Source organism: Latilactobacillus graminis DSM 20719 (genome assembly GCF_001436415.1).
Taxonomy (GTDB): Bacteria; Bacillota; Bacilli; order Lactobacillales; family Lactobacillaceae; genus Latilactobacillus; species Latilactobacillus graminis.
Genome location: NZ_AYZB01000058.1, coordinates 127,881 through 144,313, shown reverse-complemented (window position 1 = coordinate 144,313; position 16,433 = coordinate 127,881). Strand labels below are relative to the sequence as shown.

17 protein-coding genes are annotated in these 16,433 nt (G+C 39.4%); 5 read left to right on the top strand and 12 right to left on the bottom strand.

From position 1 onward, the window contains the following. Positions 1 to 14 precede the first annotated feature (14 nt). From FC90_RS07755 to yjbM, 4 genes are all read right to left on the bottom strand, one after another. Complete coding sequence (locus FC90_RS07755) at positions 15 to 830, bottom strand: undecaprenyl-diphosphate phosphatase (protein WP_192937881.1); 816 nt, start codon at positions 828 to 830, stop codon at positions 15 to 17. Between the two features lie 97 nt (positions 831 to 927). Beyond that, complete coding sequence (locus FC90_RS07750; protein ID WP_057908810.1) at positions 928 to 1,857, bottom strand: RluA family pseudouridine synthase; 930 nt, start codon at positions 1,855 to 1,857, stop codon at positions 928 to 930. Further along, positions 1,847 to 2,653: an NAD kinase gene (locus tag FC90_RS07745; RefSeq protein ID WP_057908668.1), complete on the bottom strand. Its 807-nt coding sequence runs from the start codon at positions 2,651 to 2,653 to the stop codon at positions 1,847 to 1,849. The genes FC90_RS07750 and FC90_RS07745 overlap by 11 nt, the downstream gene beginning before the upstream one ends. Then, positions 2,650 to 3,324, bottom strand: coding sequence for a GTP diphosphokinase (gene yjbM / locus FC90_RS07740; protein WP_057908667.1), 675 nt, complete (start codon positions 3,322 to 3,324; stop codon positions 2,650 to 2,652). The genes FC90_RS07745 and yjbM overlap by 4 nt, the downstream gene beginning before the upstream one ends. 124 nt (positions 3,325 to 3,448) lie before the next feature. On the opposite strand from yjbM, the gene FC90_RS07735 reads away from it, so the two are divergent. Further along, complete coding sequence (locus FC90_RS07735) at positions 3,449 to 4,057, top strand: CYTH domain-containing protein (protein WP_083482033.1); 609 nt, start codon at positions 3,449 to 3,451, stop codon at positions 4,055 to 4,057. A 114-nt stretch (positions 4,058 to 4,171) separates the two neighbouring features. Beyond that, positions 4,172 to 4,810 carry a DsbA family protein gene (locus FC90_RS07730; RefSeq protein WP_226789491.1) on the top strand — a complete coding sequence of 213 codons (639 nt, stop codon included), beginning with the start codon at positions 4,172 to 4,174 and terminating at the stop codon, positions 4,808 to 4,810. Positions 4,811 to 4,832: 22 nt separating this feature from the next. Here the strand turns inward: FC90_RS07730 and FC90_RS07725 are convergent, their stop codons facing one another. The 7 genes from FC90_RS07725 to FC90_RS07695 all read right to left on the bottom strand — a co-directional run bounded on the left by FC90_RS07725 (position 4,833) and on the right by FC90_RS07695 (position 11,966). Further along, complete coding sequence (locus tag FC90_RS07725; RefSeq protein ID WP_057908665.1) at positions 4,833 to 5,807, bottom strand: competence protein CoiA; 975 nt, start codon at positions 5,805 to 5,807, stop codon at positions 4,833 to 4,835. A gap of 70 nt (positions 5,808 to 5,877) precedes the next feature. Further along, entirely contained in the window at positions 5,878 to 6,567 is a 690-nt protein-coding gene (locus FC90_RS07720) for an adaptor protein MecA (RefSeq protein ID WP_057908664.1), read from the bottom strand. A 161-nt stretch (positions 6,568 to 6,728) separates the two neighbouring features. Further along, positions 6,729 to 7,127: a transcriptional regulator SpxA gene (spxA, locus tag FC90_RS07715; RefSeq protein WP_057908663.1), complete on the bottom strand. Its 399-nt coding sequence runs from the start codon at positions 7,125 to 7,127 to the stop codon at positions 6,729 to 6,731. A 282-nt stretch (positions 7,128 to 7,409) separates the two neighbouring features. Further along, the gene (locus tag FC90_RS07710; protein WP_057908662.1) at positions 7,410 to 8,189 is read right to left on the bottom strand and encodes an MBL fold metallo-hydrolase; all 780 of its coding nucleotides are present in this window, start codon (positions 8,187 to 8,189) and stop codon (positions 7,410 to 7,412) included. Positions 8,190 to 8,300: 111 nt separating this feature from the next. After that, positions 8,301 to 9,089, bottom strand: a complete 789-nt coding sequence (locus FC90_RS07705) for a DUF975 family protein (RefSeq protein ID WP_057908661.1) — start codon at positions 9,087 to 9,089, stop codon at positions 8,301 to 8,303. A 17-nt stretch (positions 9,090 to 9,106) separates the two neighbouring features. Continuing rightward, a complete protein-coding gene (locus FC90_RS07700) occupies positions 9,107 to 11,212 on the bottom strand; it encodes an ABC transporter permease (RefSeq protein ID WP_057908660.1) in 2,106 nt (701 codons plus the stop codon). Further along, positions 11,190 to 11,966 carry an ABC transporter ATP-binding protein gene (locus FC90_RS07695; protein WP_057908659.1) on the bottom strand — a complete coding sequence of 259 codons (777 nt, stop codon included), beginning with the start codon at positions 11,964 to 11,966 and terminating at the stop codon, positions 11,190 to 11,192. The genes FC90_RS07700 and FC90_RS07695 overlap by 23 nt, the downstream gene beginning before the upstream one ends. 143 nt (positions 11,967 to 12,109) lie before the next feature. Between FC90_RS07695 and FC90_RS07690 the strand changes: the two genes are divergently transcribed. The 3 genes from FC90_RS07690 (at position 12,110) to FC90_RS07680 (ending at position 15,080) form a co-directional block, all read left to right on the top strand. Further along, on the top strand, positions 12,110 to 12,784 hold the full coding sequence (locus FC90_RS07690; RefSeq protein WP_057908658.1) for a response regulator transcription factor: 675 nt from the start codon (positions 12,110 to 12,112) through the stop codon (positions 12,782 to 12,784). A 69-nt stretch (positions 12,785 to 12,853) separates the two neighbouring features. After that, the gene (locus tag FC90_RS07685) at positions 12,854 to 13,885 is read left to right on the top strand and encodes a sensor histidine kinase (protein ID WP_083482032.1); all 1,032 of its coding nucleotides are present in this window, start codon (positions 12,854 to 12,856) and stop codon (positions 13,883 to 13,885) included. Continuing rightward, positions 13,878 to 15,080: a hypothetical protein gene (locus FC90_RS07680; protein WP_057908657.1), complete on the top strand. Its 1,203-nt coding sequence runs from the start codon at positions 13,878 to 13,880 to the stop codon at positions 15,078 to 15,080. Before FC90_RS07685 ends, FC90_RS07680 begins: the two co-directional genes overlap by 8 nt. Positions 15,081 to 15,119: 39 nt before the next feature. On the opposite strand, the gene FC90_RS07675 is transcribed toward FC90_RS07680, so the two are convergent. After that, a complete protein-coding gene (locus FC90_RS07675; protein ID WP_057908656.1) occupies positions 15,120 to 16,409 on the bottom strand; it encodes a PTS sugar transporter subunit IIC in 1,290 nt (429 codons plus the stop codon). Positions 16,410 to 16,433: the final 24 nt, after the last annotated feature.

The following is a 16,433-nucleotide window of genomic DNA, read 5'->3' as shown; positions in this document are numbered from 1 at the left end:
GCTTATTAATAAGCTTATGCAAGTAACATTGTGCCTAATACAAGCAAGCCCAAGATAATCCGATACCAACCGAAGACCTTGAAGTCATGTTTTTGAATATAGTCCATCAAGAACTTAATCGAAATCACTGAAACAATAAATGAAACCACCATACCAACCAACAAGATGAGCGATTGATCCCCGGTGAAATGATTCCCTTGATAAAAGAATTTTCCAATTTTTAAGATGCTAACACCAACCATAGTTGGAATTGCCATAAAAAATGAAAATTCTGCCCCAACATATCGTGAGGTCCCCAAGATAATGGCCCCTAAAATGGTAGCACCAGAACGAGAAGTCCCCGGAATAATTGATAACGCTTGAAAACAGCCAATCCAAAAGGCTGTTAACCAAGGCAAATTATTTAAATCAGCATATTTTGCTTCATGATTGCGACTACGGTTTTCAATAATAATGAATAAAATCCCATACAAGATTAACATGCTAGCAACAATCCAATTTTGCATCAGATGTTCGTCCATCCAGTCGTTCAATGGGAACCCAATCACAACTGATGGCATAACAGCTAAAATAACCTTAAACCATAATGTCCATGTTTGTTTTTGAGCCAGTTGATCCTTCTGCGGTGAAAAAGGATTCAACTTGTGAAAATATAAAATGATAACTGCCATAATAGCACCAAATTGGACGACATAATTAAACATATCGATAAATGCTTTTGATTCGTCCAGTTTTAAAACGTTCCCGACTAACACTAAATGTCCCGTCGAACTAATTGGTAACCATTCTGTAAAGCCCTCAACAATCCCTAAAATAATGGTTTTAATCATATTCAAAGTTAACACAATACTAATCCCTCCGTTATCCGTAATCGTTAATTAGTATACTAATTTCCAGGCTAGATTGCGACTCAAATTGAAAGCTTAATCAATTTTTATGCAATTTATCTACCGGAAAGGCCAAGTGACGTTGCACCATCACCGCTTGAAAATCATCCGGTAAGGGACTTTGTACCGTGACATAGTGTTCTTCAAACGGATGATAGAATGTTAATTCTCGACAGTGTAAGGCTTGGCGCGGTAGTAAATCATCCGCAACCCCATACAAATTGTCACCAATCAACGGATGGCCTAGGGATGCAAAATGAACACGAATTTGATGCGTGCGACCCGTTAGCAACTTCAGTTTAACAAGCGTTGCATCTGAACCAGATGCTTCTTGCCAATACTCAGTCAGCGAACGTTTCCCACCAATCCCTACTACCCGGCGCATGTAAAAATCATCAGACCGTTTAATCGGGCGATCAATCCATGCATGCTTTGGATAGTCAGCCTGCATATCACCACTAGCAATTGCGATATACGTTTTTTGCAACTCTTTTGACTGGAGTTGCTTATCCAATAAACTATGCGCAAAGCCATGTTTAGTGAACATCATCAAGCCACTCGTGTCACGATCAAGTCGCGTGACAACATGAACGGCTAGACTCTCAGCATGTTGATCAATCAGATATTGTTTTACGAAATTGGCCATCGTATTATGTGGATGGTTCGGTGCCGGTAATGAGGCTACATAGGCCGGTTTATCGACCACTAAAAAATGGTCGTCTTCAAAAACCACTTTTAAATCCCCCTTAACCGGGATGACGTGTTCGACGGCCACTTCTGGTGCGAGATAGACAGTCACCACATCATTTTGAACTAATCGGGCATTAGTATGTGCCTCTTGACCATTGATCAGGATTGTGCCACCTGCAAATTTAATTTTCGTTAATTGACTACGCGAAAGTTGATGGCGCCGTAAAAAGTTTCGCAACACACAACCTTCTTCATCTTTGTACCGCCATTCAAATTTCATGTTTTGACCCGATAAATGCATCTTCAACACGATTCCAAAAATGGGTGTGTCGATAGCGTGCAAACTGTATTCTTTCTTTTGCAATTTTAAATTGCATTGCGGCAATCGGCCGATCCTTATATGTGAATTGATCAATTGTCACAACGTAATCGCTTGTCTCGGAGGGCTTTAGCAATAGCCATTCATCCGATGGTAACACAATTGGCGCCGATAATGTCCGATATACTCGGTTATTAATCGACGCAATTTCAGTCATCTGCATCGCATCTAGGCGTGGATGTAAAACTGCACCACCAATCGACTTACTATACGCAGTTGAACCAGTTGGCGTTGAAATACAGAGACCGTCACCGCGAAAACTTTCAAAGAAATTCTCTTTAATATACACATCCGTACGTAAGGTAGCGGCGTAACGCCGTAAGGTCACTTCATTGAGTGCCAAGTTTCGACTAGTTTCGTGCGTATCAGCATATTCAATCTTCACCTCTAGCAGTGGATAACTAATACTCTGACCAAGATCTTCTTGTAATGCAACGACTAAATCGTCAACTTCAAAGTCCCGCCAATCCGTATAAAAACCCAAATGACCAGTATGAACTCCAATAAATCGAATATGGGCTAAATCATGGGCGTAGCGATGAAAAGCCGATAAAAGCGTGCCATCCCCGCCAACCGTAATGACAACATCTGGATGCTCTGCATCGAGCACGAAACCGGTATTAATCAATTTTTGTGTTAAGCCATTGGCAACTTGAACAGAAGAACTACCGTCATTGCTAAATACCGTTACTTTCAATCTGGTGTCTCCCCTTTGGAATTATTTTCGGATGCCTTTTCACGTGCTTTTTGCCATTTTCCATATGAAAAAAGCTGTTGTGCCTCTTGAATTTCTTCACGAATTTCGGACATTTCTTTATCTAACATAAACGACGCTTCTGCCGCTCTTTTTAACCGTGCTTTTAATGTTTCGGGAAATTCTCCTTGATATTTATAGTTTAATGAATGTTCAATTGTTGCCCAAAAATTCATTGACATCGTCCGAATCTGAATTTCGACTAAAATCCGTTTTTCACCACTGATGAGTTGAACTGGGTATTCGATCACAATGTGGTATGAACGATAGCCACTTGGTTTCACATTTGAAACGTAATCGCGTTCTTCGACAATTTTCATGTCAGTTCGTTGATGCAAAAGACCGACAATTTCGTGGATGTCTTCTACAAATTGACACATAATCCGCAAACCGGCAATATCTTGCATGTCTTGTTCAAGCAAATCTTCCGTAATGTACCGACGCTGCATTTTTTCCTTGATACTATCGATCGGTTTAACGCGTCCCGTTACAAATTCGATAGGTGCATGTTCATTATTTTGCTGATATTGCTTACGCATCCCGCGTAATTTAATTTTTAATTCACTAACGGCCTGTTCATAAGGCATTAAAAACTTCTTCCAATTTTCGACCATCATAACCCCTCATTCACTCTGTCACATACAGCATTATTTTAACATAGATTAGAATCGAATAAATAATAATCGCTTCAAATGCAAATTTCATTACAAGTCCCTTTTTTATGCTAGGATAGGTTCATTGCTTTTTAAAAAGGGGCTTTCAATTAAGACACAAGCAATTGAACGCGAATTTAAAACAATGCTCACAGCTGACCAGTTTAATCATATAAACCGAGATTATCCTTTTATAGCACCGTTTAGTCAAACTAATTATTATTTTGAGCTACCTAAACAAGGACTAGCTAGCCGGCACTGGGGCCTGCGTATTCGGCGGTTTGCCACCTTTGCAGAACAAACACTGAAAGTGCCAATGGTAAAAGCCACCCACAGTTTACTTGAAATTACTGATCAACTAACTAATCAGCAAGCAATACAGGCTATTGAGCGACAACAACCGCTCAACACTGGGCAAGTCGCTGCATATCTAGTAGAACGCGCTATTGAACTTGCTGACCTTTTCATTTGGGGCCAAGCAACCACCCAACGGCAAACTTGTCCCTTACCAAATGGCTTATTAACACTTGATTATACCCATTATCCAGATCAAACTCAGGATTATGAAATTGAGCTCGAAGTACACGACATACATCAAGGTGCAGCAACCTTTGAAAAGTTAACTAGTAAATATCAACTAAGCCAACAACCGCCACGCAATAAAGTTGCTCGGGCACATATCCATCAGCGTTAGTCTTTGTCAAGCTAATTCATTGCATAATTTTAATTTTTTGTTAAAGTAGACAGTGCGAGTGTGTCACATCGTATATACAATCATAGAAAGTTTGGGGGAACTAATTTGTTAGAAGTGTTTTTATTCATTAACCCAATCGGGCAACTTTGTTTACGTTCCGAGAAGGCACTTTTAAAGATTATCGGCGAAACAGATGCAAATATTCACTTTAAGTTCATTCCAGTTTTAAACTTAAAAAACGTTGAACATTATATGCAATTCCAAAAACAAAATAGCCGTGATTTAGATTTACGTAATCACGTCTTCAGCACAATCTATGAGGCAGTTCTTGCATATAAAGCAGCAACATTTCAAGGCAGTAAGAAAAGCCAATCATTTCTAATGCAACTTCAGCAAGCATTCCAACAACCTGAAGATATGGTGCTTGATAACGAATTAGTTCTCTCAATTGCCAAACAAGTTGGTTTAGATACCGAAATGTTACTAGAAGATTGGCATAGTCCTCTTACTAAAGAGGCCTTTGACTCAGATCAACAGTTATCTTGTGAAATGAATATCCAAACGACACCGTCTGCGGTAGTTTTCAACTATTTAAAAGGTGAAAGTGAATCTGGGCTGTTGATTGAAAACTGTGATTCTTATGATCTTTTAAAACAGGCCTGTTATGCTGAAACAACGCCAGAACAAACTTACCAATCACTTCAAAAACAAAAGAGGAACGTTTCTCGAGTTGCTTTACATGTCCTCCCGTAAAATTCGAACCAGATCATTGCGATCATGGTTCTTTTTTTATGGTGCGTACTAAAGCGACTTGTCCCCACTGTTCAAACGACGATTGCTCAAATAAGGGCTGCTGTAGTAGTGGCGCATACGTTAAAAAAGCCATTATTGGTTGTTTAGCTAACCACCAACTAACCCGACTTTCAAACTGATTCAACTGATAAATAGGTGGCACATTCTGGGTGCAATAGCACCACATCGGAACGTTCTGTAATCGTTGTCGTCGTGCGTAACACGCAGCCTGTAGCGCTAAACAATGGGGCTCTTGCAACCCCAAGTTTCTTATTACTTGACGTTGTTGAACCTGGATCGAATCACCACTAGCACCAACACTTGGCAGCGCTGATTGTTTTAAAATTAATTGTCCAAATTCAACCGTCGTTAGATAGGCGGTTTGCCAAGCATAACCTACAAAATCACGAGCAACAATATGGTGATACAATAACCATTGATGTTGCTTCACTGAATAACAGACGACATAAAATCCCCATTGGCGTCGATAACTGATGAATCCAAGTTGTTGTTGACTTAAATGATGCTTTACAAACCGATACCGATCACCCACCACCCATTGCACCGGTAAATGTTGTCGGCGATAGCCTAACGTTCGCTGATTTAACTTGCTTGGTGTTAACGGACTACACTGGTATTCAACAATTAATTGTTGCTGGTGCTGGGTTAAAAAAACGTCAGCACGTTGTTCAAATCCAATCGCCGCTTCAAAAGTAACCTGCCAATTCAGCATCGATGCCAATTCAGCAATTGCCTGTTTTCCCACTTGATGGGCTAAACCCTCACCACCACCAGGCACATAATGGGCAATATGCGCAAAATATGGTGCTTTTTGTCCCCCACAATGCAAATGCACTGCTTTTTGACATTTTGGACAGAAAAAACCCGTTTTTAGCTGACTTTTAACAGCTTCCTCTGCCCGAATTAAGTGTCCCTGCGCTGTCTGTGCAACTTTCATTTTTTCACCCCAAATGAAAATACGCAAAAAAAGTAACGGGTTCTTCCAAAAAAAGAAGAACCCGTTACTTTTAATTTTTGAAATAATACCGCGTCAATTCAAGCGCACTGTTATCCATTACTTTTTCACCAAATTCACTTAAAAATGCCGCAGTATATTCTGACTTTTGTCCATATTCATTAGCAACCGCTAAATCATCTCGTGCGAAGGTTTCAGTCATATTCTCCATGAAGATAATAATCTGCGCATAATAATGGTGCTTATAGAGAAACAGATTCGAGACACCACTTTCGATGTGCAGCTGTTGAGCTAAGGCAACCCAATCGTCAAAAGAGTTAAACGCTAAAACAATTTGTTTCATCGGATTGTCAGCTTGATTCATGTAAGTCGTAACTTCGTCTTCTTCATCTGTCTTATCAGCTTGAACTGAATCCCGTTTCAAAAGTTGTTCTTTAATATATTCAGTAATACCATCTTTGCCCTGCACCATTTCCGATTGGCCTTTACCACCTTCAAAATTAGGGAGGTTCTTACTAATTAATAATTCTAACCCTTGATCATTAGGTAATACTTGGAAAGTTACCGCATCATTATTTGCAAATGTATGTTCACTGTCCACTTCTTCTAGAATTGAATAAAAGAACCGTTCGATTTTTTTATGATTACTTAATAAATCAAGACCTGTAATTCCACGTTCTTCTAAATCATCATTTTCTAACAGAACTCGGATTGTGTTCTCATCGATTTTTTCCATTCTCATGGGACAACGCCCCTTTCTAACGCGCCTTTAGCAGCAACGTAATTCGCTCTCTTTGACTTACCATACCAGTATCTGGCGGAACATTCAAGTATCTGCACCGCGGCAATTCTCTTTTTTAACCATCAAAAAAGTCGGGGCTCACATATCCCCCGACTTTTTTGCTAGAAGCCTGCTAATAATTGTGCTTGTTGCAATTCTAATGCACGAACCTCACGTGGAAGGAAACGCCGAATTTCATCTTCGTTGTAACCTACTTGAAGGCGCTTTTCGTCCAAAATAATTGGTCGGCGTAGTAACCCTGGATTTTTTTGAACTAAGTCTAGTAACTCGTTGATTGATAAATCGTCAATTTTAATGTTTAGTTCTTGGAAAGCTTTAGAGCGAGTTGAAATAATTTCTTCTGTGCCATCCTCAGTCATGCGTAAGATTGTTTTAATTTCATTTTTATTGAGAGGCTCCGAAAAAATATTGCGTTCTTGGTATGGGATATTATGTTCCTCTAACCACGCCCGAGCTTTACGACAAGATGTACAACTTGGTGATGTATATAACGTAACCATATGTCTCTCTCCTTTATTAACATGATATGCTACTAAAAAGTAACGCGATCATTTCTCTCTTACAAATATTATTATACGCGAGTCAGCACTAGAAAACTACCCTAATTATAAATTTATTCATTATTTTTTAATAAATATTTAATTAACATTTATAGGTAAAATGTCTTATTAAACCGGTTTATCCCGCCAATAAATGATTATTAACTATTTTTTTAATAGATAAATTTATTCATACCATTCAAAAAAAGTTATTATAGAATTTATTTTCTAATGAAAATACACTTATTTTTTGTAAGTTCGATTACTATCGTTCATCTTACTCGCACCCACCTCAATTGTCAACTCTTGTTGGGCTACAATTACGGATACATCACCAGCGACCGCTTGGGCCTGATTTCGCAAAGTTGATGATGCGACAGTTTGCGGTAAGTGCGTTAATAGAATTTGGGCCACACCACTTTCACGGGCTAGCTGACCCGATTGAGTGGTGGTCATATGGGCCATTTTCCCGACACGATCTTCGAGAAAATTCGTATCGGTCATTAGTAAATCCGCTGACTGACAAAATGCTGCTAATTCAGAGAAGTATGCAGTATCTGCTGTGAATACCAACACTTGTCCGGTTGTTTGTTCTTCAATTCGCACCGCAAATGCGGGTACAGGATGGATAGTCCGTTTAAATGTGACTTTCAACGGTCCCAACATTAATTCAGTATCTTCTTGGTAACCAAACCCCTGTGTCACACCCGGTTGCGTTAAACTACCAAAGTTCAATGGATCTTGTAGATGTCCATAAATAGGTAAAATAGGTTCCCGTTTGGTTCCCTGATGGAGTTGCCAATAATACTGTAAAACCCCGACATCAGCGATGTGATCGTGATGATAATGCGTTAGTAAAACTGCATCTAATTGTAATGGATCAAGTTGTTTCTCAAGTGCTAATAGGGCACCACTCCCACAATCTAGCAGTAAATGATAATCCCCACTGGTTAATAAATAACTACTGGTCCCGACCCCAGCATATGGATAACCACCGTAATACCCCAAAACTGTTAATTGCATTTTTATTGACCACCTTTCTAATTTATATAGTAGCGCATTCCACCTGGTGCGCACACTATATTGACTAACTAAATAAAAAAAGACTCGCCATCAACTAGGATGGCGACCCTTTCACGATTGAATAATTTGTACTTTTTTGGCTTTTATTTCTTGATAAAAAATGGTAACACTCATCATTAAATATGGATAAAACCATAAAAAACCAATTCCAGCTGTCATATAGACCACTAATTCCCAACCGATAAATGATAGGGTCAGTCCTATTAACTTCAGCCAATTTCCCTTTAAAATCACCCCTGCAAGACTAAAAATTAATTTTAACGATGCTTGTGGTAAATCGAACTTCAATAACACCAGTAGCTGATAAAACACTAAAATCACAGGTTGAAGTAATGATAAAATCAAGATTGCCATAACAAATAATAAAGCTGTCTCAGAAATTGAAGACCGTTGGCTAATTTGCATGAGAAACGGTGTAATCGAATCTAATCCATTAAATGTAACTCGTAAAATCCGCCGCCAGCCCAATAATTGATAAAAAGGGACTAACCCGATTAATAACAGTAGCCAGTTCAAAATCTGTTGTACAATGTTTAGAATCACCAGATGCGTATATAAAGGTTTTCGAAATAACAACATTGTATCCCGATAATAACTTGGCTTTTTCTGGCTAACTTTATAGACCCCTAAAAAAGCGGCATTCAAAAAAATAAAATATAAAAAATAATTGGCAAAGGTATTGGCCATTTGATAACCAAATGAGCCAGCACCGAAGATGCTTTCAATGACCGAATCTCCCAGTATCTCAACTAACAGCCAAGCTGCCACTAAAGCTGCCATCTTCTGCCAGTTACCTCTTAATAATTGACGCGCCTTTGCGCGGTAAATAGCTAATTGCAAAAAAGTCCCCTCCGAGCTTAATAAAATCCATCACTATTGAGTGGTGCGTTCACAATTCGATTATAGATATTGGCCGTGATTAAATAGAAAATAAAGTAAATCACAATCAACAGACCACAAACGAGATATGCTAATTGTAACCCAGGATTATCTAAAAACAAACCCAACATACGAATTGCAAAAAAAGCATGCATCGATCCCAAGATGATTGGTAATAAAAAGAGCATCAAAATTTGAAAGTAAATCATCCGTTTAATTTCATTAACACTCATCCCAATTTTTTTTAACGTTCTATACTGTAAAGTTGCTTCTTGCGCTTCTGATAACTGTTTGAGCATAATGATGCTCCCCGTGGCTAACATGAAAATCAACGCAATAAAAAGTGCAACATACAGATAAAATCCAAAATTAGCATTGGCAATTGCTTGATTCGGTTGTTTCAAAAGAACCGACGACCGGCTTAACTCTGATAAATGTTTCGCCGTTGTTTTAATGGTATAGCGCGTCGTTCCGGATTTTTTTTGCATAACTAAGTAATCATGTTGCCGCGGGTTTCGTGATAGCTGCAGTAATTCACGCATTAAGGCTTTTTGCATTTGTTGGGCTGTCGTTAATTGAACCGTATAGATCCGGTCCATCACGGTCGCTGATATTTGTCGATAGACAGCATTATTAACCACAATTACATTAAGGACACCATCAAAAAAAATTCCAGCACCATTGGGGAATTGCTTGCGCAGATGAACAATGCGTAGCTTGGGTGTGTCGGCTTGCTTAATTTGCAACGGAATTCCAACTGATTGTCGTCGTAGCACACCAGTGCCTTTTTTATAAGGCGCTTCGAGCATCGTGTGGGGTAAATTGATGATGGTAATTGCTGCATTGTTCTTAAGCTTTACCGCGGGTTGCTCAAACTGTTGGGCCATCGCCCGATTATATTGTGTTAATGGCATCACTGCCGCTGCGCCATCCATTCGAATCCCATTTTTAGCAACCGTTGAATTCACTTTAAAGCGAGCAGTCACTAATTTATAGGCAGTATCGACTTGGCTAACTGGTCGCACACGATACCGAGTTAAAATATCGTTAACCGCTGGCTTTTGGCTTTGCGAATAAATTAAATCAATCGGCGTATTCTGCTGCAAAGCATCTTGGCTATACGTATAAATCATGGCGGCACTCCCAATGGCCGTAATGGTGACCGCACACAATATCGTAATCATCCACAACATCTTCGCATTCTCTTTAAATCGAAAGCTTAAATTAGTTACACTCAGCAAATGAGTACCTCGGTAATACAGGTGTTTCCACCGACGCTCAAATTGCAGCCAAATTTGGGTATAAGCTTGAAAAAAAGCTAAGGTACCTATAATTTCGAACAACAGAATCGTCAGTAAATAGAGTAAATCAACCCCAAATCCGAAACGGCGTTCTAACCTTGGCATATAAGTCAGTGTGTGATCTGCTAAATAATAGCCACCAATGATTAAACTTGGCGCGAGAATACCGCCTAGATAAGTGAGCCAATTGGGACGGCGGACCTTGTGGCTAAAGGTCATCTTTTGCAGTAATATCACCAACTGATAGCGATAGATCATCGTACTATTTAAAATCCCCATCAATAGAAATAAACCACCAAACATAACGATTGTTTGCTCCACAGCCTGTCCTGAAATTAAAAATGGCATGGCAATCGCTATTCCCATCATGCGTAACAAGAGCATTGCAAACAATTTAGAAAATAAGATCCCCAAAAAAAGGCCCACCATGAGCACAATTAACCCGACCATCAGACTTTCCACTAAAAATAAAAGACTAATTTGGTATTTTGGAATGCCAATGATACTTAAAATACCAATCTCACGGCGCCGTTTTTTAATGAAAAATAAATTCGCATATACTAGAAAAAAAACAACGAATAGCAAAATAACAATACCTGTCATTTGAAGGATCCGCCCCAAGGCTAATGATTCCCCGGCCATCCCAATGTGTTTAAAGATCGGAGCAGTTTCAATTGATATAAAGCAAAAATAAACGACCATCGCAACGACACACGCCATCACATAGGCCGCATAATCACGCGCACGATTCAAAACATTCTTAATGGCCAGGTGTAATAGCATTGTATCGACCTCCGCCACCAATTGTTGCTTGCATATCGATGATTTGATTAAAAAACTGCTGCCGATTCCCATTTCGAATAATTTCAGAGAATAGTTGGCCATCCCGAATAAAGAGAATTCGACGGCAATAACTCGCGGTAAAGGCATCATGCGTCACCAATAAAATCGTTGCCTTCTCCTGGCGATTAATCACAGTTAAATATTGTAACAATTCAGTTGCTGACTTAGAATCCAAACTGCCCGTCGGTTCATCTGCTAACAATAATGTTGGCTTGGTAATCATCGCCCGTCCACAAGCTACTCGTTGTCGTTGACCGATTGATATCTCGTCTGGGTAGCGTGCTAATAAGTTACCAATCCCTAGCACACGACTCACTTGGGCTAGTCGTTGCTCAATCATCGCCACACTGAACTTATCCAGTGCCAATGGTAACAAAATATTTTCGCGAACTGTCAGTGAATCCAATAAGTTGAAATCTTGAAAAATAAATCCTAACTCATGACGCCGAAAATTAGCAAGCCTGGCCTCGCGCATACGGCTAACAACTTGATTTTTAATTAACACCCGCCCATGAGTTGGCTGATCAATGGTCGCGATCATGTTTAAAAGCGTCGTCTTCCCAGCCCCTGAAGGTCCCATAATACCAACAAACTCACCGGATTTAATTTCAAATGAGATATTATTAAGCGCATTGACTAAGCTGAGACGGTGACCATAAATTTTCGAAACTTGTTGAACTGATACGACTGCCATTTTTCCACATCCTTAATTGACTGGTACCCATTTTAACAGAGTTTCAGGCAAAAATCCCATTCTCAAACTACGACCTTAGATGGTTGTTTTTTCAGGTGTGAATCGTTAGTATTAGCCTATCTATGTATGAGGAGAATTTAAATATGTTTGAAATTATGATTGTTGAAGATGATGCGATCATTGCTAATTTAATCGCTGAAAACTTGCATAAATGGCAATTAACCGCCAGCCTACCCACTGATTTTGATACCATCTTCGACCAAATTTTAACTAGTCAACCGCATCTAATTTTGCTTGACATTAATTTACCCGTTTATGATGGTTTTTATTGGTGCCGTAAAATTCGTAAAGTTTCCAAAGTACCGATTATTTTTATCTCTAGTCGAAGTACCAATATGGACATGGTTATGGCGATGAATATGGGTGGTGATGACTTCGTTAATAAACCTTTTTCAATGGAAGTGTTAATTGCTAAAATCAAGGCCCTCTTGCGCCGGACATACAACTATGTTGACCGTAATATAGATGTCATTGAACATAATGGCTTAATGATTAACCTCCAAAGTGGTGGCGCCCAAGTTGGTGAAACAACCATTGATCTTTCGAAAAATGAATATAAACTGCTCCAATTTTTGATACGTCATCATGGGCAAATTGTAAGCCGAGAAATGTTATTGCGCACCCTCTGGGACGATGAGCGCTTTGTTGATGATAATACGCTGACTGTTAACATCAACCGCCTTCGTAAAAAAATCGAACGGACTGGTTTAGGGGACTATATCCAAACAAAAATTGGTCAGGGCTACATTATTCCTTAAGGAGTTAAGATGACATTTAAAAAATTTTTATAGGACCATTTATTTCATATTGTCTTTTTCTGCGGTGGCATGCTTGTCTTAGACATCGTTTTGTGGCTTGATCCAAACATGCGTTTTGCCAAGACAACCCTTTCATATCTCGATTTATTACTAACTCTCTTCTTTGGTGCTTTTTTAGTTGGCTTATATAGCTATCATCTAAAATGGTATCGGACCATTCAAAAACGCTTAGATGCTAAGGAAGATAGCCTGAATTGGCCACTAACCGGGGCAACCTCTGCTGAAAAGCAATTTATCCAACACTATGTTAATCAAGTTTTGGTCTATCATCAACAGAGTATTGATCAGCTTATTTTAGCCCAGCAAGATCAAAAAGATTTCATTGATGGTTGGGTTCACGAAAGCAAGGTTCCCCTTGCAGCCATTCAATTGTTACTGGAATCTATTGAAACCCAAATTTCAGAAACTAAATTCAATCAAATGACCAACGAACTCGTACAAATTGAACATTATGTTGAACAAGTACTTTACTACTCACGACTAGATAGCTTTTCCAAAGATTACCTTGTTCAAGAATATCCCCTAACCCCACTCATCAACCAAGTTATTCGCCAAAATCGCAATTATTTCATTCAAAAACACATTCAATTTAAACTACTTGGAAATGACCAAACCGTTCTAACCGACGCCAAATGGTTAACTTTTATTTTAAATCAACTTATCTCGAATGCTTTAAAATACACTGCTGATCAAGGTCACATTATAATTCAAATTCAACGTGATGAACAAGGCGTTTGGCTGAGTATCATCGATTCAGGAATCGGCATCCCAGCTGAAGATTTACCCCGAATCTTCGACAAGGGTTTTACTGGGCAAAACGGTCGCCATTCCAACCATCATTCAACCGGTTTAGGTTTATACCTAGCACAGTCACTAAGCCGAAAACTTGGCCATACGCTTTCAGTTACCCCTAATCAGGGTCAGGGCGCGACTTTTAAATTACTTTTTCCCTTTTTAAGCTACTACAATACGGTTGAAGACGGCGGCCCCTTTGGTGCAGCGCCTCTTCAGACTAATGAAGCGGAGTCACACCATGCGTAAACCAATTTTAATCGCTGTATTTTTAGCGATGACCTTATTAGTAGGTTGCCACACTAAAACCACATCAACACCACCAGCCCGATCGAAAAGCTCCGTGCCTCGAGATACCACTAAAAAAATACTGGCTGACGACTCAAAAATTTGGTTATCCAAAAAACAATTACTTTCCCAACAAACTAGCCGTGGCCTTTCTGAACAAATTACAGTTTCAAATATTACTCAACAAACGGCCCCTAAACAATGGCAGATGATTAAGGGGCAACTCACAAATCAATCAGTTAGCTATCAGCCAATATCATTCAAAAAGTGGCAACATGACAGTCGTAGGTCTCTCATCAAAAGCTATCAAAAAACACTTCACTTAATAACCGTCGCGCAAGCCAACACTGCTTTAAAAAAATTAGGTGCGAACTTTAAAATTAGCCACCTTTCGGATTTTATTTTCCTTGAAACAAAGACCGGTCAAGTCACAATCAACCAAGGCTTCATCGCTAAAGGCAATCAGTTATATGCCATTAGCACACAATACCGAGATTCAAATGAACCAACCACATTCAATCGTGGACAATTATTCACAAGTCATAAAATTGCTGCTAATCCGACTGCTAAACCAGTTACGCTAAATCATCTCAACGGCACGTGGATTGCGGCTGACACCACTACCAGTGCAAATGATACGGGTAAGATGATGGTAAAGGATGGTTTCTTATATCAACAACGTTATGATAGTTTGGAACGATCCGCTATCCAAGATCTATCTCAATATTCCTTGATGACCCTCAACCAAAATACCACCTATGCTGCCCAGAAAAGAGCTGCCGCACAAGCTGATTACGAACTAACACCCAAATCAATTGCCAGTGGCGATAGTATCGGCTACCTCTATCTTTTCATGAATGATCATGTACTATTGCGAATTGGTGCTGGTCAGACCACTAGCTATCAAAAAACCGACTCACAGTTAGCTGCCAGTGATCTATCTCAAACCAATCAAATTATTTTCAAACAACTTGATCAACAAAAGCCAGGAGAAGCGGCTTCAACTATCACGGTTAAAGCTGGACCAGCAGTGGTTGGCATGAGCAAGAGTCTCAAATATATAACTGATGCAACGGCCGGTCAAATCACTAAAGACATTGTTATTAGTGACATTCAAAATGGACAAATCAGCATCGCAAGTGAGTCAGCGCAATAAAAAACAGTCCGACAAATTCGTCGGACTGTTTTTTATTGCTTAAGCTGCTTGATCACGTTCAGCTTCTTCTTTTAAGGCGATTGTTGTAGCAATCTTAATGAATGGTAGATAGATTAGTGTCGAAACGACTAAGTTAACTGCCGCTAAGACCCCACCTTGCCAACTAACTGTTGCAATCACACCGCCAATAATTGGTGGTGTTACCCAAGGTGGCATAACCGTTGCTGCTGGCACTAATCCAGTGCTCGTTGCAAAGTAAGCAATCGTCACAATTACCATTGGTGTGGCAATATATGGAATGAACAGAATTGGATTCAATACAATCGGTAACCCGAATGTTAATGGTTCATTAATATTGAAAATCCCAGGTGCGGCACTCAAGTTCCCAACGATTGTATATTGTTTATTCTTACGGCCGACCAACCAAATTGCAATGATCAAGCCCAATGTAGCCCCAGTCCCACCTAAGTTAACAAATGAATCAAAGAATGGTTTGTTAACAATATAAGGTGCTGCCTTACCAGCTTTAATTGCATTCAAGTTGGCAGTAATTGCTGGCGCATTAATGGTTTGCATAAATGGTTCAATCATGTTAGCCCCATGGAGCCCGAAGAACCATAATAACGGCGTAATAAATGCTAATAATAATGCTGAAGGATAGCTGTTTGCAAGCCCTTGGAATGGTTCTTGAACGGCTTTGTAGAATGATGTCACAATATTTTCAACACCAAATCCTAATAAAATTGTTGCAAATAATGAGAAAACTGCAATGGTTATCATTGATGGTAATAATGCCGCAAATGATTGTGCAACTGCTGGTGGAACACCATCGGGCATCTTAATAACTAAATGTTTGTTGCCTAATAAACGTCTAAGAATTTCTGTTGAAATAATCGCAACAATTAAAGCAACGAATAACCCCATTGAATCCATTCCTGCAAGACCGCCAACAGCAAAAAATGACCCCAATGCTGTTACACCAGCTGCTAGTGGATTAATATTATATGACTTACCTAAATTATAAGCCACCAAGAAAACGATGAAGACAGAAAGAATAGCGAACGTTCCGCTCCAAGCGTTACCCCCAAATTTGGTCCAGATGTAGGCTTTTTCAGCGCCTTTCCCAACCGTCTTCGAAAAAATACTATTCATGAAATTGGTATATGCCGGAATCGGCAAGTTGTTAATCAAAGTTGCAAAAGCACCCAAGATCATCAATGGCATTGTTGTCACAAAGGCATCCCGGATGGCAATCAAATGTCTTTGATTCCCAACTTTAGCCGCAACTGGTAAAAATCGTTTCTCCATGAAACTGATAAATGAATCCATTAACCTCACTCCTTTTCTCGAATC

Excerpts from the sequence above, each read along its gene's own strand:
- FC90_RS07755 (WP_192937881.1), bottom strand. The coding sequence starts at position 830 with ATGATTAAAACCATTATTTTAGGGATTGTTGAGGGCTTTACAGAATGG.
- FC90_RS07750 (WP_057908810.1), bottom strand. The coding sequence starts at position 1,857 with ATGAAATTTGAATGGCGGTACAAAGATGAAGAAGGTTGTGTGTTGCGA.
- yjbM (WP_057908667.1), bottom strand. The coding sequence starts at position 3,324 with ATGGTCGAAAATTGGAAGAAGTTTTTAATGCCTTATGAACAGGCCGTT.
- FC90_RS07725 (WP_057908665.1), bottom strand. The coding sequence starts at position 5,807 with ATGAAAGTTGCACAGACAGCGCAGGGACACTTAATTCGGGCAGAGGAA.
- FC90_RS07720 (WP_057908664.1), bottom strand. The coding sequence starts at position 6,567 with ATGAGAATGGAAAAAATCGATGAGAACACAATCCGAGTTCTGTTAGAA.
- spxA (WP_057908663.1), bottom strand. The coding sequence starts at position 7,127 with ATGGTTACGTTATATACATCACCAAGTTGTACATCTTGTCGTAAAGCT.
- FC90_RS07710 (WP_057908662.1), bottom strand. The coding sequence starts at position 8,189 with ATGCAATTAACAGTTTTGGGGTATTACGGTGGTTATCCATATGCTGGG.
- FC90_RS07700 (WP_057908660.1), bottom strand. The coding sequence starts at position 11,212 with ATGCTATTACACCTGGCCATTAAGAATGTTTTGAATCGTGCGCGTGAT.
- FC90_RS07695 (WP_057908659.1), bottom strand. The coding sequence starts at position 11,966 with ATGGCAGTCGTATCAGTTCAACAAGTTTCGAAAATTTATGGTCACCGT.
- FC90_RS07690 (WP_057908658.1), top strand. The coding sequence starts at position 12,110 with ATGTTTGAAATTATGATTGTTGAAGATGATGCGATCATTGCTAATTTA.
- FC90_RS07685 (WP_083482032.1), top strand. The coding sequence starts at position 12,854 with ATGCTTGTCTTAGACATCGTTTTGTGGCTTGATCCAAACATGCGTTTT.
- FC90_RS07680 (WP_057908657.1), top strand. The coding sequence starts at position 13,878 with ATGCGTAAACCAATTTTAATCGCTGTATTTTTAGCGATGACCTTATTA.
- FC90_RS07675 (WP_057908656.1), bottom strand. The coding sequence starts at position 16,409 with ATGGATTCATTTATCAGTTTCATGGAGAAACGATTTTTACCAGTTGCG.